This window comes from Aeromonas sp. s10 (genome assembly GCF_040907975.1).
GTDB classification, from domain to species: Bacteria; Pseudomonadota; Gammaproteobacteria; order Enterobacterales; family Aeromonadaceae; genus Aeromonas; species Aeromonas caviae.
Genome location: NZ_JBFOCV010000026.1, coordinates 16,871 through 34,493, shown reverse-complemented (window position 1 = coordinate 34,493; position 17,623 = coordinate 16,871). Strand labels below are relative to the sequence as shown.

Sequence of the window (17,623 nt, the reverse complement as noted above, 5' to 3'; positions counted from 1 at the left end):
AGCCTGGCTCCCCTTTTGCTTTTGTGTCCGTCCCGAGGATCCCATGCCTGCCACTGCCACCCGGCCTGACCCCGCCCTCATCGAGACGCTGCTCGCACGCGTCGAGGCCTGCTTTGTGCAGGCCGAAACGCGCCTTGGCCGCACCTTTCCCCGCCCGCAAGTCCATTGCAACATGCGGGGCCGGGCGGCAGGGTCTGCGCGGCTGCAAACCTGGGAGCTGCGCTTCAACCCGGCGCTCTATCAGGCCAATCAGCAGGCGTTTCTCAGGGAAGTGGTGCCCCACGAGGTGGCGCACCTGCTGGTCTATGCGCTCTGGGGAGAGGGGCGCGGCAAGAGCCGAGTACTGCCCCATGGCCGCCAGTGGCAGTCGGTGATGCGGGAGCTGTTCGGCCTCGAACCCAGCACCACCCACAGCTTCGATCTGGGGGTGCTGGCCCAGCGCACCTTCGTGTATGCCTGCGCCTGCCAGCAGCATCCCCTCTCGGTGCGCCGCCACAACAAGGTGATGCGCGGCGAGGCCCGCTATCACTGCCGCCGCTGTCGCCAGCCCCTGGTGTGGCAGCGCGACACGACGGCGGATTGAGTCACCCCGTGTCGCGCTCCTGTGATAGGGTGCGCGCTTACTTCATTCAACTGTCTCATTGCCAAGGATATTCATGTTTCGCCCTCTGCTCTCCCTCTGCCTGGCCCTGCTGGTCAGCGCCCCGGCCCATGCCGACAACATCCAGACCTTTCGCGCCGCCAAGCAGGATCTGAACAAGCTCTACCAGAGCCACCCCGTCACCTTCTACTGCGGCTGCAACATCAAGTTCAGCGGCAAGAAGATGGCCCCCGACTGGGAGAGCTGCGGCTACCTGCCGCGCAAACAGGCCGAGCGGGCCTCCCGCATCGAATGGGAGCACGTGGTGCCCGCCTGGGAGTTCGGCCACCAGCTCCAGTGCTGGCAGGACGGGGGTCGCAAGAATTGCGGCAAGAGCGACGAGTTCAACAGGATGGAGGGAGACATGCACAACCTCTTCCCCGCCATCGGCGAGGTGAACGGCGATCGGGCGAACTTCCGCTTCAGCGACTGGAACGGCAAACCGAACCAGTACGGCAAGTGCCAGATGCTGGTGGACTTCAAGGAGCGCCAGGTGCAGCCACCCAAGGGGCCGGTGCGTGGCCAGATCGCCCGCGCCTACCTCTACATGAGCCAGCAGTACGGACTGCGTCTGGCGGCCCAGCAGCGCAAGCTTTACGAAGCCTGGGACAGGCAGTATCCGGCTGATCGCTGGGAGTGCGAGCGCAACCGCCGTATCGGCAAGCTGCAGGGCAATACCAATCCCTTCATTGAAAAGCAGTGCCAATAACCCCATTTGACCAGGGAGGGGGAGCGTCCCCCTCCTCCTGAATCCCTTCACTCTCTGTCTCGCGAGCCTTGCTCGCCGCCGTGCAGTAGGGTATTGAAGGGTTTCCAAGCAAGAGACTGACTATCTGCCATGCGCATTCCACGTATCTATGAACCGGCCAGCCTGCAGGTGGGCCAGACCCTCGCCCTGTCGGAAGACGGTGCCAATCACATCGGCCGCGTGCTGCGCATGCAGCCGGGCCAGCAGCTCGAGCTGTTCAACGGCGACGGCCACCAGTACCCCGCCACCATCACCAGTGTGGGCAAGAAGTCCGTTGAGGTGACCATCGACAGTTGCGAGACCCGCTCGGTGGAGTCACCGCTGGCCATCCACCTGGGTCAGGTGATCAGCCGCGGCGACAAGATGGACTTCACCATCCAGAAATCCGTGGAGCTCGGCGTCACCTGTATCACGCCCCTCTTCTCCGAGCGCTGCGGCGTCAAGCTGCCCGCCGATCGGCTGGAGAAAAAACGCGAACAGTGGCAAAAAGTGGTGATCAGCGCCTGCGAGCAGTGCGGTCGCAATACCGTGCCCGAGGTGCGCATGCCGATGGAGCTCGACGCCTGGCTGGCGGAAGAGACCCAGGAGCTCAAGCTCAACCTGCACCCGCGCGCCCCTTACAGCATCAACACCCTGCCCATCCCCGAGCACGGCGTGCGCCTGCTGATCGGCCCGGAAGGGGGCTTGTCCAGCGACGAGATCGCCCGTACCGTGCAGGAAGATTTCAAGGAGATGCTGCTGGGGCCGCGGGTGCTGCGCACCGAAACCGCCGCCCTGACGGCAATTACTGCGCTTCAGTGCCGCTTTGGCGATCTGGCCTGACAGCCGACCCCACCCCGGCCCTCCCCTTCGCAGGGGAGGGAGCAACAGGCCCCTCCCCCTTGTGAAGGGGGAGGCAGGGAGGGGGTCATCACATCCAATCGAGCCATTAGGAAGGAAACTCGGATGACCATTAAACTCGGCATCGTGATGGACCCCATCTCGGCCATCAACATCAAGAAGGACTCCAGCTTCGCCATGCTCGAAGAGGCGCAAAAGCGCGGCTACGAGCTGTTCTATCTGGAGATGAAGGATCTCTACATGGAGGCCGGTCGCGCCTTCGGTACCATGCGTCCGCTCACCGTCAAATATGACTATGCCGACTGGTACACGCTGGGCGAGGTGGTGGATCAGCCGCTCTCCAGCCTGGATGTGATCCTGATGCGCAAGGATCCCCCCTTCGACACCGAGTTCATCTACGCCACCTACATGCTGGAACGGGCCGAGGATGAGGGTTGCCTCATCGTCAACAAGCCCCAGAGCCTGCGCGACGCCAACGAGAAGCTCTACACCGCTTGGTTTGCCGAGCACACCCCGACCACGCTCGTCACTCGCAGAGCAGACAAGCTGCGTGCCTTCCACGCCCAGCACAAGGACGTCATCCTCAAGCCGCTCGACGGCATGGGCGGCGCCTCCATCTTCCGCATGAAGGAGGATGACGCCAACGTCGGCGTCATCATCGAGACATTAACCTCTCACGGCAGCCAGTACTGCATGGCGCAGACCTATCTGCCCGCCATCAAGGATGGCGACAAACGGGTGCTGGTGGTGGACGGTGAGCCGGTACCTTACTGCCTGGCCCGCATTCCGGCCCAAGGTGAGACCCGTGGCAACCTGGCGGCCGGCGGCCGTGGTGAGGCCCGCCCCTTGAGTGACGCGGACTGGGCCATCGCCCGCGCGGTAGGCCCGACCCTGAAAGAGAAGGGGCTCATCTTCGTCGGCCTCGACATCATCGGCGATCGCCTGACCGAGATTAACGTCACCAGCCCGACCTGCATCCGCGAGATTGAGGCGGCCTTCGACGTCTCCATTACCGGCATGCTGATGGACGCCATCGAGCGCCGGCTGGGCCGCTGACCCCTTGCCCAGCGACCCGTTGCCGCCGCGAGGACACACACACAAGGGGCCGTGAAGGCCCCTTTGACTGCCGGCAAAAAGCGGTTTTGCCCGCCGCCATCAACTGCCATAATCACCCCAAATACCTTTGCACGCTAAGAGATACATACGCTCCATGCAAACACTGCAAAATCACTTTCTGCTCGCCATGCCGAGCCTCACGGACGCCTATTTCCAGCGCTCCCTGGTCTATCTGTGCGAACACAGCAGCGAAGGCGCCATGGGACTGGTGGTCAACATTCCGGTCGACATGTCCCTGGACGCCATGCTGACCAAGCTCAACCTCAATCCCCCCGCCACCGCCGAGATGAAACAGCCGGTGTTGCAGGGGGGGCCGGTGCACGGGGATCGCGGCTTCGTGTTGCACAGCTTCCGCCCGGGCTTCAACTCCACCCTGCAGGTGAGCGACGAGATGATGGTCACCACCTCCAAGGACATCCTGGAGACCCTGGGCACCGACGAGGCGCCGGACCACTGGCTGGTGGCGCTCGGTTACGCCGGCTGGAGTGCAGGCCAGCTCGAGCAGGAGCTGGTGGATGGCGCCTGGCTGGTGATCCCCCCCAATCCCAAGCTGGTCTTCGATACCCCCATCCACCTGCGCTGGCAGCAAGCCGCCGCGAGCATTGGGGTCAACCCCCTGCACCTCTCCAGCCAGGTGGGCCATAGCTGACACCCCGGACCTCCCCTCCGGGGGAGACGGCACGCTCTCCCCCCACGAGCAGGGGGAGACAGGGAGGGGGCTTCCCCCTTCATTTATCCATCCATTTCGAGGAGACCCCATGTCATCACGCAGCATCATGGGCTTTGACTACGGCACCAAGAGCATCGGTGTCGCCATCGGCCAGGAGCTCACGGGCAGCGCCCGCCCCCTTCGCTCCCTCAAGGCCAACGACGGCATCCCCAACTGGGACGAGATAGAGAAGCTGTTCAAGGAGTGGCAACCGGATCTGCTGATCGTCGGTCTGCCCCTCAACATGGATGGCACGGACCAAGAGATCACGGTGCGAGCTCGCAAGTTCGGCAATCGCCTGCACGGCCGCTTCGGCAAGCCGGTGGAGTTCAAGGACGAGCGGCTCACCACCACGGATGCCCGCGCCCGCCTGTTTGAACGTGGCGGCTACAAGGCGCTGGACAAGGGGAGCGTGGACGGCGTCTCCGCCCAGCTCATCGTCGAAGCCTGGATGGAAGAGCAGTACGACTAAACCGGGGAGCCTCCTCCCCCTTGCTTCTCTTTCGCCGCCCCGCTCTCCATGGGCCCGCCCCAGGCAAAACGCGTCATCCCCGCCGCGGCCAGGCCATAGAGCCGCCGGATCTCCCCCCGCAACCACATCACCTTGGCATCCTGATTGTGGCGCTTGTGCCACAGCAGGATGAAGGCGATCTCCAGCTGGGCATAGAGAGACTCTTCCAGCGGCAACGGCATGGGGATGAGGTCGGGGTGATGTCTGGCGGCATAGTCCGCGCAATATGAAGGCACCACGGCGATCAGCTCGTGGCTCTTTTGGGCGGCGATATGCAGCGCCTGCTCGAAGCTCGCCACCATGATGGGCACCTGCCGCCTGTGGCCTTCGTCCTCCAGCAGATCGTCCAGTGCCCAGCTGTCGCTGGCCTCCCACACCACGCTCACCTGGGGGCAGGCCAGAAAGCGGGTCAGCGACCACGTCTGCCCGAGCAAGGGGTGATCCTTGCGCAGGAACACCACGGGACGATCGCAGAACAGCACCTCGTGATCGATGTAATAGGGCAGCCGGTTGACCCTGGCATGGGAGCGGCCGTGGGTCTCCCGGGCGCAGAAGCCGAGATCCGCCTCCCCGTTGACGATGTCGTTGAGGGAGTGGTGATCCCAGCCCAACATTCTGACCACGGAGTGGGGGTACTTCTGGTAGATGGTCGTGGGCAGCTCACTCAAGAAGCTGATGCCAAAGGGGGACTCCATCACCAGACTGAAGCGGGCCCCCTCGGGGATCGCCTCGCTGTTGAGGGTGCTGATGCTCTCGGTGAGCTGGAACCAGGTCTTGAGCTCCTCCGCCAGGGTCAGGGAGAGATTGGTCGGCTGCAAGCCCTGGCGCACGCGCACGAAGAGGGGATCCCCGAACCAGTCCCGCAGCTTGCCAAGCGCCTTGCTCACCGCCGACGGGGTGACACACAGCTTCTTGGCCGCCCCCGCCACGCTGCGCTCCTGCATCAGGTGCCTGAAGACCACCAGCAGGTTCAAATCGAGTTCACCCAGATTGCGCATCGCGTCTCTCCTATCCCCGAGCCCGTACTCGCCGTACCGCACGCCATGGTAGCAGCACCTTGACCACCAGGTAACCGAGCAGCGCCAGCAGGAGTGCCAGGATCAGCATCCAGAACGCAGGCATCCCCAGATGGCCCATCCCCCAGATGAAGAGCCCGGACAACCCTATCTGCATGATGCAGAGCAGGGCGCTGGCCGATGCCACCTGATCCCCGCACACATCCAGCGCCTCCCCCATCGCCACCCCGAACCCGCAGGAAAACCCGATGCAGACCAGGGCAAACCCCGCCAGCAGCCAGGACAGGCCGCCTTCGGGCCCGCTGCTGCACAGCAGGGCGAGCAAGGCCAGCAGGTAGGCGAGGTGGGAGAGCGCCAGCACCCTTGCCTTGCCGAGCCAGCGCAGCAGCAAGGGGGTCAGGAAGGAAGCGGACATGCTCACCCCGGCCATCGCCATCATCAGCCGGGTGTACTGCTCGGGAGACAGGCCGAACGTGGTCATCAGGACGAGGGGCGAGACGCTCACATAGACCAGGATGGCGGTCACGCTGGCGCTGGTCAGCAAGGCGCGCAGCATGAAGGGGGCCATGCCCAGCAGGGCCAGCGGCGATGCCCCCGCAGGCTGGCGGGCGGGGCGGGTCTCCTTGAGCAGTCGCAGGTTGACCAGGGCACTGATGGCAGCCACCAGCGCCATGCCCACGAAGATGCCGCGCCACTCGAAGTGCGACAGGATGAGATAACCGAGTACGGGAGCCAGCACCGGAATGATGCAGATCACGCCGTTGATGAGGGAGAGGGCCATCGCGAGGCGCGCCTGGCTCAGCACATCCCGCAGCACGGTGAAGGTCATGATGTAGAGCGCTCCAGCGCCCACCCCTTGCCAGAAACGCCCCAGATAAAACTGGGCGATGCCGGTCGCCTCCCCCGCCACCAGGGAGGCGACCACGAAGATGAGGGTGCCCCCCAGTACCACGGGGCGCCTGCCATGGCGATCCGCCAGCATGCCCCCCGGCAGCACGGTAGCCGCCATGCCCAGCAGATAGATGGAAAAAGCGGTGTGGATCTGCGCCTCGCTCCCCTGCAGGGTTTGCGCAATGCGGGGCACGGCCACCAGATAGAGATCGATCCCGAGGGGATAGAGGATGATCATCAGAAAAGTACACAGCAGAAACATACCCATGAAGGCTCCATAGCAGCAGGTTTCACCATCACAGGTGCGCTGTCAGCGAGATTGACAACTCAATCCTGCAAAAGCAGAGGAAGATGCCGGGCACTATAGAGCGGGCGGCCTGCCGGGGCCTAGTGACGAGATGGCACTCGGTGGATGCCAATCCGGACATCTCCCGCAGGAGAGGTCCGGACTGGCATGTTCATCGACCCGCCCCCTGCCAGGTCGCCCTTGAGGGGGCGGGTCCGAGGTAACGGGCACGCCGCGATGCGGCGTGCCCTCAAGGCTCAGCGACGGCGCACCATTACCTGGCCAGTTGCGTCAGGATGGCGTGAGCCGCCTTGATGCGCGCCTCGTTGGGGTAGTTGCGATTGGCCAGCATGACGATGCCGATCCCTTTGGCCGGCACGAAAGCCACATAGGCCCCGAAGCCGTTGGTCGAGCCGGTCTTGTTGAAGAGCACAGGGTGCCCTGCCGCAGCGGGCGCGGGCGCCGCCGGGTTGGCATTGTAAATCATCGCCGGGGAGTTGCCCGCCAGCAGCGTCTGCTCGCTGACGGGATAGGCGTAACGCTCCCAGCCCAGTCCCTGGGTCATCTCCCCCACCGCATACTGGCCCTGGTGAGTCAGGTCGATGGCCTGCTGCATGGCCGCATTATCCACCCCGCTGATGTTCGCCTTCACAAAGCGCAGCAGATCCGCCGAGCTGGTCTTGATGCCGTAGGCCTCGTCCGCCAGCATGCCGGGAGTGACGCGGATCGGCTTGTCCTCCTTCGAGTAGCCGTAGGCGTAGTGCCCCATGGCCTGCTCGGGCACAGTGAGGTAGGTATGGTACAGGCCAAGCCCCGGCAGGATCGTCTGCTCCATCAGGCGATCGAACGGCTGCTTCATGCTGCTCGCCGCCAGATAGCCAAAGAGCCCGATGCTGGGGTTGGCGTACTGGCGATGGGAACCCGGCGAGTAGGCTGGGGTCCACTGGCGGTAGTAGGCCTGCATCTTCTCGAGCGAATCCACCTCCTCGGGGAATTGCAGCGGCAAGCCGCCCGCGCTGTAGGTAGCCAGCTCCCCCATGGTGATGTTGTCAAAGGCGGATCCCTTGAGCCAGGGGGCGAACAGACTCGCCTTGTCATCGAGCTCGAAGCCCCCCTGCACCACAGCGTAGGCCCCCAGCGTCGCGGTCAGGGTCTTGCTCACGGAGCCTATCTCGAACAGGGTCTGCTCGCTGACACCGACCGCGCGCTCCCGATCGGCCACACCGTAGTTGAAATAGTGGGCCTTGCCATCCTTGAGCACGGCCACCGCCATGCCCGGGATCCTGTGCTCCTTGAGCAGCGGCCGGATGCTGGCATCCACCACGGGGCGCAGGGGATCGGTCGCCGCCTTGTCACCGGCATGAGCCAGACCGGCCCACATCAGGGTGGCCAGAGCGCCCCACAGGATGGATTGTCGTTGTTGCATTGCATGTCTCCTGACTGTCGTTAGCAAGGTATCGCCATGGCGGCGAGTGATGAGCCCAGCATAGTCCCGCGAGGTGTGCTGCCGATGAGGCTCTGTGAAGTCTGTGTGAAGCCGCCCCCTCTTTTTACCCATGAAAAAGGGGAGCCATGGCTCCCCTTCAATCACCTTGCAACACGGGCTTATTTCTTGCCCGGGTTGTCCCAGATCCCCTCTTCCAGCTGACTGCGCAGCTCGGGGTACTTGTTGGCATCGAAGGTGGGGACGCGCCCCAGCTTGAGCTGGTCGTTGTAGTCCTTGGCCAGCTTGATGGCGACGCCGGAGAGCAGCAGGATGGCCACCAGGTTGACGATGGCCATCAGCCCCATGGAGACATCCGCCAGAGCCCACACGGTCGGCAGCTCGCCCACGGAGCCGAACATCACCATGCCCAGCACGAACATCCGGAACAGCATCAGGCCGCCCTTGTGATTGTGCTCGAGGAACACCAGGTTGGTCTCCGCATAGGAGTAGTTCGCCACGATGGAGGTGAAGGCGAAGAAGAAGATGGCCGCCGCGATGAAGATGTTGCCACCGCCGCCCACCTGGGAGGAGAGCGCACGCTGGGTCAGCTCGACACCGGTCACACCGGAACCCGGCTCGAACTGGCCGGACATCAGGATGATGGCGGCAGTACAGGTACAGATGACGATGGTATCGAGGAAGACACCCAGCATCTGCACATAACCCTGGGAGGCCGGGTGCGGCGGATAGGGGGTGGCGGTGGCGGCAGCATTGGGGGCAGAGCCCATGCCCGCCTCGTTGGAGAAGAGGCCGCGCTTGATGCCGTTGATCATCGCCTGGGAGATGGCATAGCCCATGGCGCCGGAACCCGCCTGCTCGATGCCGAACGCAGACTTGATGATCAGGGCCAGCACGCCGGGCAGCTCGCTGATGTTCATGGCCACCACGAACAGCGCCATCAGGATGTAGGCGAGCGCCATGAAGGGCACCACCAGCTCGGCGAAACGGGCGATGCCGCGAATGCCGCCGAAGATGATGAGACCGGAGAGCACCACCAGGGCCAGACCGCTCACCCAGTCAGGGATGCCGAAGGCGACGTTCATGGCCAGGCTGATGGAGTTGGCCTGCACCGCGTTGAACACCAGACCGAAGGCCAGCAGCAGGCAGAGGGAGAAGACCACCCCCATCCAGCGCATGCCGAGGCCGCGCTCCATGTAGTAGGCGGGACCGCCCCGGTAGTTGCCATCCTCATCCTTGACCTTGTAGAGCTGGGCCAGGGTGCTCTCCACGAAGGCGGTGGCCATGCCGATGAAGGCGATCAGCCACATCCAGAAGACGGCGCCAGGGCCACCCAGATAGATGGCGACGGCCACACCGGCCAGATTGCCCGTCCCGACACGGGCCGCCAGGCTGGTACACAGAGCCTGGAAGGAGGAGATGCCGGCGCTGTCGGATTTGCGACTGTTGCGCAGGACCGAGAACATGTGGCCGAAGTGGCGGATCTGGATAAAGCCCAGACGGAAGGTAAAGAAGATACCGACCCCGATCAGCAGGTAAATGAGCACGGCTCCCCACATCAGGTCGTTAATCATTGCAATCAAGGTGTCCATAATTCTCTCGTTGTTATCACATCCATGGCCAGTCTGCGCTGACCGCTCTCTGTCAATTTCCGAACCAGCATTGCGCCGAAGGGGCGGAATCTAGCATAGGGAGGGAATTCAGAATAGTGACAGGGCTCACTGGGGAGACAAAAAACGAGCAATTTGATGCAAAAAAGCTTCATTTAGCACGCAATAAATCAACAAAAATTGATGCGCTACCCAGCGCCCTTACAAATTAGATCCAATAGAGAACCATTTTACAACTCATCCCATGGGGGTAAAAACCGCTGAGTGAAACAAAACCAGGGAGACAAGCGTTTGCCTCTCATGCCTCATCGGCAAGGGGTTGTAACGCAAAACGTTTTACACGTAATTAAATTTCAAGTAGCTGACAGAACTATTTATGTGACCTCCCGCACAAATTCATGAATCCACCAAAATAATTGCGCTTTTCCATGTCGGAGCCAGCCGCCACACCATGAATAAAACTCGTTTTTTATCAAACACTTTCACCAGACAGCCGGTACCGCTTTCACCACCTGGCTGATTCGCATACAAGCCCCCCTATTGCAGGATGCGCCACATCCGTATTAATTAGGCAGGCAATGACGATGGGGCCTGCCCATCGCCCCTTTCTGAGCCTGAGCCGCCGGGATCTTGTAATTTAATTTCAGAACTGCCGTCTCATGCCCGCCACCCTGGGATTGCTCCCTCATAAAGAGATGATATTTGCCATGGCCGATAAATTGACCCAGCTGAAAGCCCTGACCACAGTGGTTGCCGATACCGGCGACATCGAAGCCATCAAGCGCTACCAGCCCATCGATGCCACCACCAACCCCTCTCTGGTACTCAAGGCCTCCGAGATCCCCGAGTACGCAGCCCTGATCCAGGACGCCATTGCCTGGGCCAAATCCCAGAGCCAGGACAAGGCACAGCAAATCATCGACGCAGGCGACAAGCTGGCGGTCAACATCGGCCTGGAAGTGCTGAAAATCGTCCCGGGTCGCATCTCCACCGAAGTGGACGCCCGCCTCTCCTTCGACACCGACGCCAGCATCGCCAAGGCCCGCAAGCTGATCCGCCTCTACAACGAAGCCGGTATCAGCAATGATCGCATCCTGATCAAGCTGGCCTCCACCTGGGAAGGGATCCGTGCCGCCGAGGTGCTGGAGAAAGAGGGTATCCAGTGCAACCTGACCCTGCTGTTCTCCTTCGCCCAAGCCCGCGCCTGTGCCGAAGCCGGTGCCTTCCTCATCTCCCCGTTCGTGGGCCGCATCCTCGACTGGTACAAGGCCAAGAACGGCCGTGACTACACCGCCAGTGAAGATCCGGGCGTGGTCTCCGTCACCGCCATCTACAACTACTACAAGCAGCACGACTACCCGACCGTGGTCATGGGCGCGAGCTTCCGCAACACCGGCGAAATCCTGGAACTGGCCGGCTGCGACCGCCTGACCATTGGCCCCGCTTTGCTGGAAGAGCTGAGCAAGGCTGAAGGCACCGTGGTGCGCAAGCTGGACTACACCGGCGAGCGCACAGCCAAACCGGCCCCGATGACCGAAGCCGAATTCCGCTGGGAGCTGAACCAGGACGCCATGGCGGTCGAGAAGCTGGCCGAAGGCATCCGCCTGTTCGCCATCGACCAGGGCAAGCTGGAAACCATGCTGGCAAGCCACCTGTAAGGCCGCTCGCCACTCGGCTCTCACAGAGCGAAGTGGCGCCGCAAAAACCGGGCTCCCGAAAGGGCAGCCCGGTTTTTTTGTGCCTGTTTCCGGTTGTCACAACTTCGTCATAAAAACGTTTTATTTTCAAAGGCGTCGTGTTATATGGATGGTGAAAACCATAAAACCAAGGAGGGAGCCATGGACATGTTCAACTTCGATTTTGACGAGGTCGTTGAGCTGGGTTCACGTAGCCGCGGGACAACGGGAAAAAAACGCAAATGGCGTGAGATTGAGGCGCTTAAAGACAAGCACCGCCTGCAAAAGGAGCTGCAGGCCATCGACATCGCCTATGAAGGATCGGACGACCTGGAGCTCTGATACGCCCACATCGCCCATGTTTCACTCCAGCGAGTGGAGCCATAAAAACAGCGCCCCGGATTGACCGGGGCGCTGTTTTTATGGGTGAACTTCCTGTCAGGCTGCAGGCAGCGAGAGCTGTTTGGCCAGCGCCTGGAAGTGCTGGCTCACCTCCGCCCCGAACAGGGGATCATTGATGGCCCGGTTCTGCCAGAGCTGTTCGAGATGACGCCAGTCATCCTCGGTCAGGGAGTCGCGCAGATGGGGGAAGATGACCCCTTCCTCATAGTTCATGTGCGCCTCCTGCTGCTCGATGAACTGCTCCAGACGGGCCACGAACTGATCCAGCGGGATGACCGCATCCATCAGGATCATCTCCACCATCTCCTTGAGCTCGGTCCCTGCATCCAGCAGACGGGCGTGCTCCTCGTGCAGCCGGTTGGCCACCTCCCCCTCCACCACCCTGTATTTCAGGTAGTAGTCATAAATCATGTCTTCCTTCGGGTGGTGGTACTTGTCGGATACCTCGCGCAGATAATCCACCACATCCCGCAGCAGGAAGTAGCTCACCGGCTGCTCATTGCGAATGGCCGCCAGCTTTTGCTTGAGCAGCGTCAGCAACCGGGTGATGTTGAGGTGGTCCTTATGCAGACTGGATAACATGGGCACTCCTTGCACTGAAATGAGAAAACGTCTGTCTCGAGTATACGGTCATTTATTGCCTGAACTTTGCACTCAATCAAGTCGGATGCAGACAGCGGCTGCACCAGCCTCTCACCACAGGGGGCACAGGGGGCACAGGGGACACCATTTCCCCTGTGCATGCACGGCGTCAGGCCGCCGGATCGGCGCAGACCGAGAGCCAGTCGATGGGACTGCGTCCCTGCTGGGCCAGCAGGCGATTGGCCTCGGAGAAGTGGCCGCAACCGATGAAACCGCGATGGGCAGAGAGCGGGCTGGGATGGGGGGCGCTCAGCACATGGTGGCGCGACCGGTCGATGAAGCGCCCTTTCTTCTGGGCATGAGCGCCCCACAGCAGGAAGACGACTCCCTGGCAATGGGCATTGATCCGCTCGATGACTCGATCGGTAAAGGTCTCCCACCCCAGGTGGGCGTGAGAGTGCGCCATGCCCGCCTGTACCGTCAGCACCGTATTGAGCAGTAGCACTCCCTGTCTGGCCCAGGATTCCAGGAAGCCGTGATGGGGTGTGACAAAACCCGGCAGATCCCGCTGCATCTCCTTGTAGATGTTGACGAGGGACGGCGGCGTGCGCACTCCGGGCAAGACGGAGAAACAGAGGCCGTGCGCCTGGTCCGGGCCGTGATAGGGATCCTGCCCCAGAATCACCACCTTGACGTCATCCAGCTCGGTCAGTTTGAAGGCATTGAATACCTCGGTCGCCGGGGGATAGATCACCTTGCCCGCCTCCCGCTCGGCCCTGACGGTGGCCAGGGTGTCCATGAAATACGCCTGCTCTTTCTCCGAACCAATCACATCTTTCCAGGTCAGCACACCCGTCTCCTCTCGTTGCGAATCCACTCCTTCCATCCTGGCTGGCATGCCAGCCTCTCCCCACTCCCCGCCTTCTGTCCAGCTTGGCACCGCTATCTCCTCGGTCAATAGAGCAAGGGGCTCAGGATAGGGTCCTCGCCCCCAAGACGCAACCGCATGGAGGTCAGGCTCAGCCTTGCCAGCCTGGGAAGTGGCGGCGGCGTTCACGGGCAATGACCGGTACTGCGTCGACACAGGAATAACAGGACGTCCTTCGGACAGGCCGGTTTTCGCTGACGCCAGAAATAAACCCTAAAGGTGTAGTTAAATTACTAGATATGAATAATAAAAAATGCATAATTCATATATCTTACAAAAACAGAAAAATGATCTGTTTTTGATTCAACTCAATGATTTAATCCCTTTCAATGCACGCAAAATGGGATTTTATTGATTTGGATCAATTTTCGTAATATTACCGTCGTGGTATATATGGCCCCAACGAAGTAAAGGTGTAAGGCAAGGCCCCGTTAAATCATTCCTTCCAAGAGGTGGTTTAAAAACATCAGGGTAATGTGCTTACCGTTGAATCCGCTTTCCTATGAGGAGTCATACCATGATCAAGGGCATCCAAATCACCCAGTCCGCCAACGCCGCTCTGCTGAACTCTTTCTGGCTGCTGGACGAAGAGAAACAACAGGCTCGCTGCATCTGCGCCAAGGGCGACAGCTTTGCCGCCGATCAGGAAGTCAGCCTCTCCGACCTGGGTCAATTCGAATACCGTGAACTGCCGGTTCAGCAAGAGCCTGTGGTCGAAGGGGGTCAGCACCTGAACGTCAACGTACTGCGCCGCGAAACCCTGGAAGACGCCATCGCCAACCCGGAAAAATACCCGCAGCTCACCATCCGCGTCTCCGGTTACGCCGTGCGTTTCAACGCCCTGACCCCGGAGCAGCAGCGTGACGTGGTCACCCGCACCTTCACCCAGAGCCTGTAAGGCGCCCTGCGTAAAGAGATAAAAAACGGCCCCCTCGGGCCGTTTTTTCATGGGTGATGATCGCCGCCGGAACCTGGGTCAGCTTCGCAGGTCCACCGGCCTTGCCACCACGGGTTTCGCCAGGGCGTCCTGCATGGTGGCCTCGTCGAGCTGATCGCAGTAACGGGCCACCACCAGGGTCGCCACCCCGTTGCCGATGAGGTTGGTCAGGGCGCGCGCCTCCGACATGAAGCGATCAATCCCGAGGATCAGCGCCAGCCCGGCCAGCGGCAGATGCCCTACCGCCGAGATGGTGGCTGCCAGCACGATGAAGCCACTCCCCGTGACTCCGGCCGCCCCCTTGGAGGAGATAAGCAGCACCACCAGCAGGGTGAGCTGATGGAACAGGTCCAGCGGGGTGTTGGTCGCCTGGGCGATGAAGACGGCTGCCATGGTCAGATAGATGGAGGTGCCGTCCAGGTTGAATGAGTAACCGGTCGGGATCACCAGACCCACCACCGATTTCTTGCAGCCCAGCGCCTCCATTTTCACCAGCATGCGCGGCAATACGGATTCCGACGAGGATGTTCCCAGCACGATCAACAGCTCTTCCCGGATATAGGCAATAAAGCGCACAATGCTGAAGCCATTGGCTTTGGCGATACTTCCGAGCACCAGAAAAATAAACAGCAGGCAGGTCAGATAGAAGCTAGCAATTAATTGCCCCAGCTGCACCAAAGAACCAATACCGTATTTCCCTATGGTGAATGCCATGGCACCAAATGCCCCGATCGGCGCCAGTTTCATGATCATGTTGATGATGCCGAAAATAACCTGAGAGAAACCATCGATGATATTGAAGATGGGTTTTCCCTTCTCCCCGATATGATGCAGGGAAAATCCGAACAGGACGGCAAACAGCAACACCTGGAGTATATTTCCGCCGGCAAAGGCACCGATGACGCTGGCCGGTATCACATCCAGCAGGAAGGGAATTATCCCCTGGGACTGGGCCTGATCCGCATAGACGGAGATGGCGCTGGCGTCGAGTGAGGAGGGATCCACATTCATACCGGCCCCCGGCTGCAGCACGTTGACCACGCACAGACCGATGATCAGGGCCAGGGTGCTCACCACTTCAAAATAGATCAGCGCAATGGCACCGGTTTTGCCCACCGCCTTCATGCTTTCCATGCCGGCAATGCCGGTGACCACGGTACAGAAAATGACGGGGGCGATGATCATCTTGATTAATTTAACGAAGCCATCACCAAGGGGTTTCATATCTGCGCCCAGACTCGGATAGACATGTCCCAGACATATTCCGATGGTGATTGCCAATATCACCTGAAAATAGAGGCTACTGACAATTTTCTTGTGCATGCTCAACGTCCTGTTAATAAGTGTGACTCCACTGACAGCAAATAACGCATGCAGCAGTCTGCGGCGAGAAATAGGGTTATCTCACCCGCTTCATACCTTTTTGCCATCCTGACGGTCGCTACTTTTGCATGTCATAAGAAGCAAATAAGAGACATCAATCACACAATATATTTAACATCATTAACACCACGAAAACATGGTCGCAATGGACGCCGAAGAGCACCAAATGAAAATGACGGAAATAAAAATGCCCCGCATGGCGGGGCATTTTTGATAGTAAAAATCGCGATCAGGCGGAGGTATCGAGGGGCTCGAAGCCCTTGACGAGATCGTCGATGGCCTTCATCTGCTTGAGGAAACCTTCCAGCTTCTCCAGCGGCAGGGCGCTCGGGCCGTCGCAGCGGGCAATTTTCGGATCCGGGTGGGATTCGATAAAGAGACCGGCCAGGCCCACCGCCATGCCAGCACGGGCCAGCTCGGTCACCTGCTCGCGGCGACCACCGGAGGCCGCTCCCAGGGGATCACGGCACTGCAGGGAGTGGGTGACGTCAAAGATGACCGGATAGCCGCCGGTGCTCTTCTTCATGACGCCCAGGCCCAGCATGTCCACCACCAGGTTGTCATAGCCGAAGTTGGCACCGCGCTCGCAGAGGATCAGGCGATCGTTGCCACACTCCTCGAACTTGTCGGTGATGTTCTTCATCTGGCTTGGGCTCAGGAATTGCGGCTTCTTGATGTTGATGACGTTGCCGGTGCGGGCCATGGCCTCCACCAGATCGGTCTGGCGCGCCAGGAAGGCGGGCAGCTGGATGACGTCGACCACCTCGGCGACCGGTTTGGCCTGATGGGGCTCATGCAGATCGGAGATCACCGGCATGCCGAAGGTCGCTTTCAGCTCCTGGAAGATCTTCATCCCCTCTTCCAGACCCGGGCCGCGATAGGAGTGGATGGAGGAGCGGTTGGCCTTGTCCCAGCTCGCCTTGAACACGAACGGGATGCCGAGCTTGCTGGTCACTTCCACGTACTTCTCGCACACCGCCATCGCCATGTCGCGGGATTCCAGCACGTTCATGCCGCCGAACAGCACGAAAGGTTTGTCGTTGGCGACGTCGATCTGGTTGACCTTGATATTCTTCTGTTCCATCTCAGGGATCCTTAATGGAGGGGTTTGGGACTGAGGTCCAGGGTGGCCAGCTGGGTTTTCAGCACGTCGGCCACGGGATCATCAGGGCATTGTTCAATAAAGTATTCGAAATCGTCGGCGGCAAAGCGCGGGCAATCGAGTTGCTCATAGATGAAGCCCCGATCCCGCGTCTCCAGCGGATCACCGGGCTTCATGCGCAGCAACAGCTCGCTGCAGCGCAGCGCCTCCGTCATGCGCTCCTCGCGCAGCAGGGCGCCCTTGCTGACATTGAGCAAGCGCTCGATGATCTCCCACTGCCCCGATGGCTGCAGATGATCATCGCTCAGACTCTCCAGGTTGCCGAGGGCACCGCGCAGCAGCAGTTCGATGCGGTGCCGGCTCAGTTCATCACCGTTGAAGGGGTCCACATAGACCTCCCCGTCCAGACCGGCAAAACTCAGGAGGAAATGGCCGGGGAAGCAGATCCCCTCCACATCCAGCCCTATCTTGCGACCCAGCTGGATGAGGAGGATGCCGAGACTGACCGGGATCCCCTTGCGCCTTGCCAGCACCTGGTCCAGATCGCAGTTGGCGGACGAGAAGTAATCCTGCCAGTCGCCACGAAAGCCCAGGGTCTGGTAGAAACCCTGCAACAGCTGACGGCGCACCTCGTCGCAGTCTCCCTCGGCAATCGTCTCGTCCAGCCAGGCATCGAGGAGGGCAAGCTCGGCCTCTCCCGTGCCGCCATGGCCCCGGATCTCGTCGCTCACCGACAGCGCCAGCTCGGCCAGATCGTGAGCCTCGAAGTCGGTCCACTCATCCACACGTATCATCGTCATCC

The 17,623-nt window shown here is 60.9% G+C and carries 18 protein-coding genes; 9 read left to right on the top strand and 9 right to left on the bottom strand.

What is annotated here, in order from left to right:
- The first annotated feature begins 43 nt into the window (after positions 1 to 43).
- The 6 genes from AB5Y59_RS06140 (at position 44) to ruvX (ending at position 4,525) form a co-directional block, all read left to right on the top strand.
- Positions 44 to 583, top strand: coding sequence for a SprT family zinc-dependent metalloprotease (locus AB5Y59_RS06140; RefSeq protein ID WP_160839022.1), 540 nt, complete (start codon positions 44 to 46; stop codon positions 581 to 583).
- Positions 584 to 656: 73 nt separating this feature from the next.
- On the top strand, positions 657 to 1,349 hold the full coding sequence (locus AB5Y59_RS06135; RefSeq protein WP_039040144.1) for an endonuclease: 693 nt from the start codon (positions 657 to 659) through the stop codon (positions 1,347 to 1,349).
- Positions 1,350 to 1,478: 129 nt separating this feature from the next.
- A complete protein-coding gene (rsmE, locus tag AB5Y59_RS06130; RefSeq protein ID WP_052816450.1) occupies positions 1,479 to 2,210 on the top strand; it encodes a 16S rRNA (uracil(1498)-N(3))-methyltransferase in 732 nt (243 codons plus the stop codon).
- A 123-nt stretch (positions 2,211 to 2,333) separates the two neighbouring features.
- Positions 2,334 to 3,284 carry a glutathione synthase gene (gshB, locus tag AB5Y59_RS06125; protein ID WP_041215610.1) on the top strand — a complete coding sequence of 317 codons (951 nt, stop codon included), beginning with the start codon at positions 2,334 to 2,336 and terminating at the stop codon, positions 3,282 to 3,284.
- A 154-nt stretch (positions 3,285 to 3,438) separates the two neighbouring features.
- A complete protein-coding gene (locus AB5Y59_RS06120) occupies positions 3,439 to 3,993 on the top strand; it encodes a YqgE/AlgH family protein (RefSeq protein WP_010673864.1) in 555 nt (184 codons plus the stop codon).
- Positions 3,994 to 4,102: 109 nt separating this feature from the next.
- On the top strand, positions 4,103 to 4,525 hold the full coding sequence (ruvX, locus tag AB5Y59_RS06115; RefSeq protein WP_323919108.1) for a Holliday junction resolvase RuvX: 423 nt from the start codon (positions 4,103 to 4,105) through the stop codon (positions 4,523 to 4,525).
- Here ruvX and yidZ read toward each other — a convergent pair.
- From yidZ to AB5Y59_RS06095, 4 genes are all read right to left on the bottom strand, one after another.
- Positions 4,522 to 5,562, bottom strand: coding sequence for an HTH-type transcriptional regulator YidZ (yidZ, locus tag AB5Y59_RS06110; RefSeq protein ID WP_104455511.1), 1,041 nt, complete (start codon positions 5,560 to 5,562; stop codon positions 4,522 to 4,524). The genes ruvX and yidZ overlap by 4 nt on opposite strands.
- Positions 5,563 to 5,572: 10 nt before the next feature.
- Positions 5,573 to 6,739, bottom strand: a complete 1,167-nt coding sequence (locus tag AB5Y59_RS06105; protein ID WP_323919107.1) for an MdtL family multidrug efflux MFS transporter — start codon at positions 6,737 to 6,739, stop codon at positions 5,573 to 5,575.
- A gap of 292 nt (positions 6,740 to 7,031) precedes the next feature.
- Positions 7,032 to 8,183, bottom strand: coding sequence for a CMY-1/MOX family class C beta-lactamase (blaMOX, locus tag AB5Y59_RS06100; protein ID WP_323919106.1), 1,152 nt, complete (start codon positions 8,181 to 8,183; stop codon positions 7,032 to 7,034).
- Positions 8,184 to 8,362: 179 nt separating this feature from the next.
- On the bottom strand, positions 8,363 to 9,793 hold the full coding sequence (locus tag AB5Y59_RS06095; protein WP_010673860.1) for a sodium:alanine symporter family protein: 1,431 nt from the start codon (positions 9,791 to 9,793) through the stop codon (positions 8,363 to 8,365).
- A 725-nt stretch (positions 9,794 to 10,518) separates the two neighbouring features.
- Between AB5Y59_RS06095 and tal the strand changes: the two genes are divergently transcribed.
- Both tal and AB5Y59_RS06085 read left to right on the top strand, forming a co-directional pair.
- Complete coding sequence (tal, locus tag AB5Y59_RS06090) at positions 10,519 to 11,469, top strand: transaldolase (RefSeq protein WP_279992915.1); 951 nt, start codon at positions 10,519 to 10,521, stop codon at positions 11,467 to 11,469.
- A gap of 180 nt (positions 11,470 to 11,649) precedes the next feature.
- Entirely contained in the window at positions 11,650 to 11,829 is a 180-nt protein-coding gene (locus AB5Y59_RS06085; RefSeq protein ID WP_010673858.1) for a DUF3545 family protein, read from the top strand.
- A gap of 96 nt (positions 11,830 to 11,925) precedes the next feature.
- Here the strand turns inward: AB5Y59_RS06085 and AB5Y59_RS06080 are convergent, their stop codons facing one another.
- Together AB5Y59_RS06080 and ung are read right to left on the bottom strand one after the other, a co-directional pair.
- Positions 11,926 to 12,471 (bottom strand): hemerythrin domain-containing protein, encoded by a 546-nt coding sequence (locus AB5Y59_RS06080; RefSeq protein ID WP_041212588.1) that lies wholly within the window; start codon positions 12,469 to 12,471, stop codon positions 11,926 to 11,928.
- 169 nt (positions 12,472 to 12,640) lie between these two features.
- A complete protein-coding gene (gene ung / locus AB5Y59_RS06075; RefSeq protein WP_323919105.1) occupies positions 12,641 to 13,321 on the bottom strand; it encodes a uracil-DNA glycosylase in 681 nt (226 codons plus the stop codon).
- Positions 13,322 to 13,916: 595 nt separating this feature from the next.
- Between ung and grcA the strand changes: the two genes are divergently transcribed.
- A complete protein-coding gene (grcA, locus tag AB5Y59_RS06070) occupies positions 13,917 to 14,297 on the top strand; it encodes an autonomous glycyl radical cofactor GrcA (protein ID WP_010673855.1) in 381 nt (126 codons plus the stop codon).
- Positions 14,298 to 14,375: 78 nt separating this feature from the next.
- Here grcA and AB5Y59_RS06065 read toward each other — a convergent pair whose 3' ends face one another.
- From AB5Y59_RS06065 to AB5Y59_RS06055, 3 genes are all read right to left on the bottom strand, one after another.
- Positions 14,376 to 15,659 (bottom strand): dicarboxylate/amino acid:cation symporter, encoded by a 1,284-nt coding sequence (locus tag AB5Y59_RS06065; protein WP_041212586.1) that lies wholly within the window; start codon positions 15,657 to 15,659, stop codon positions 14,376 to 14,378.
- Between the two features lie 289 nt (positions 15,660 to 15,948).
- Positions 15,949 to 16,803 (bottom strand): 3-deoxy-8-phosphooctulonate synthase, encoded by an 855-nt coding sequence (kdsA, locus tag AB5Y59_RS06060; RefSeq protein WP_039039605.1) that lies wholly within the window; start codon positions 16,801 to 16,803, stop codon positions 15,949 to 15,951.
- A gap of 11 nt (positions 16,804 to 16,814) precedes the next feature.
- On the bottom strand, positions 16,815 to 17,615 hold the full coding sequence (locus AB5Y59_RS06055; protein WP_323919104.1) for a tetratricopeptide repeat protein: 801 nt from the start codon (positions 17,613 to 17,615) through the stop codon (positions 16,815 to 16,817).
- Positions 17,616 to 17,623: the final 8 nt, after the last annotated feature.

What these genes read in the sequence shown, in the direction of transcription:
- AB5Y59_RS06080 (WP_041212588.1), bottom strand. Translation starts at nt 12,471, where the DNA reads ATGTTATCCAGTCTGCATAAGGACCACCTCAACATCACCCGGTTGCTG.
- AB5Y59_RS06120 (WP_010673864.1), top strand. Translation starts at nt 3,439, where the DNA reads ATGCAAACACTGCAAAATCACTTTCTGCTCGCCATGCCGAGCCTCACG.
- kdsA (WP_039039605.1), bottom strand. Translation starts at nt 16,803, where the DNA reads ATGGAACAGAAGAATATCAAGGTCAACCAGATCGACGTCGCCAACGAC.
- gshB (WP_041215610.1), top strand. Translation starts at nt 2,334, where the DNA reads ATGACCATTAAACTCGGCATCGTGATGGACCCCATCTCGGCCATCAAC.
- ruvX (WP_323919108.1), top strand. Translation starts at nt 4,103, where the DNA reads ATGTCATCACGCAGCATCATGGGCTTTGACTACGGCACCAAGAGCATC.
- AB5Y59_RS06055 (WP_323919104.1), bottom strand. Translation starts at nt 17,615, where the DNA reads ATGATACGTGTGGATGAGTGGACCGACTTCGAGGCTCACGATCTGGCC.
- AB5Y59_RS06065 (WP_041212586.1), bottom strand. Translation starts at nt 15,659, where the DNA reads ATGCACAAGAAAATTGTCAGTAGCCTCTATTTTCAGGTGATATTGGCA.
- AB5Y59_RS06085 (WP_010673858.1), top strand. Translation starts at nt 11,650, where the DNA reads ATGGACATGTTCAACTTCGATTTTGACGAGGTCGTTGAGCTGGGTTCA.
- grcA (WP_010673855.1), top strand. Translation starts at nt 13,917, where the DNA reads ATGATCAAGGGCATCCAAATCACCCAGTCCGCCAACGCCGCTCTGCTG.
- blaMOX (WP_323919106.1), bottom strand. Translation starts at nt 8,183, where the DNA reads ATGCAACAACGACAATCCATCCTGTGGGGCGCTCTGGCCACCCTGATG.
- tal (WP_279992915.1), top strand. Translation starts at nt 10,519, where the DNA reads ATGGCCGATAAATTGACCCAGCTGAAAGCCCTGACCACAGTGGTTGCC.
- AB5Y59_RS06105 (WP_323919107.1), bottom strand. Translation starts at nt 6,739, where the DNA reads ATGGGTATGTTTCTGCTGTGTACTTTTCTGATGATCATCCTCTATCCC.
- AB5Y59_RS06095 (WP_010673860.1), bottom strand. Translation starts at nt 9,793, where the DNA reads ATGGACACCTTGATTGCAATGATTAACGACCTGATGTGGGGAGCCGTG.
- AB5Y59_RS06135 (WP_039040144.1), top strand. Translation starts at nt 657, where the DNA reads ATGTTTCGCCCTCTGCTCTCCCTCTGCCTGGCCCTGCTGGTCAGCGCC.
- rsmE (WP_052816450.1), top strand. Translation starts at nt 1,479, where the DNA reads ATGCGCATTCCACGTATCTATGAACCGGCCAGCCTGCAGGTGGGCCAG.
- AB5Y59_RS06140 (WP_160839022.1), top strand. Translation starts at nt 44, where the DNA reads ATGCCTGCCACTGCCACCCGGCCTGACCCCGCCCTCATCGAGACGCTG.
- yidZ (WP_104455511.1), bottom strand. Translation starts at nt 5,562, where the DNA reads ATGCGCAATCTGGGTGAACTCGATTTGAACCTGCTGGTGGTCTTCAGG.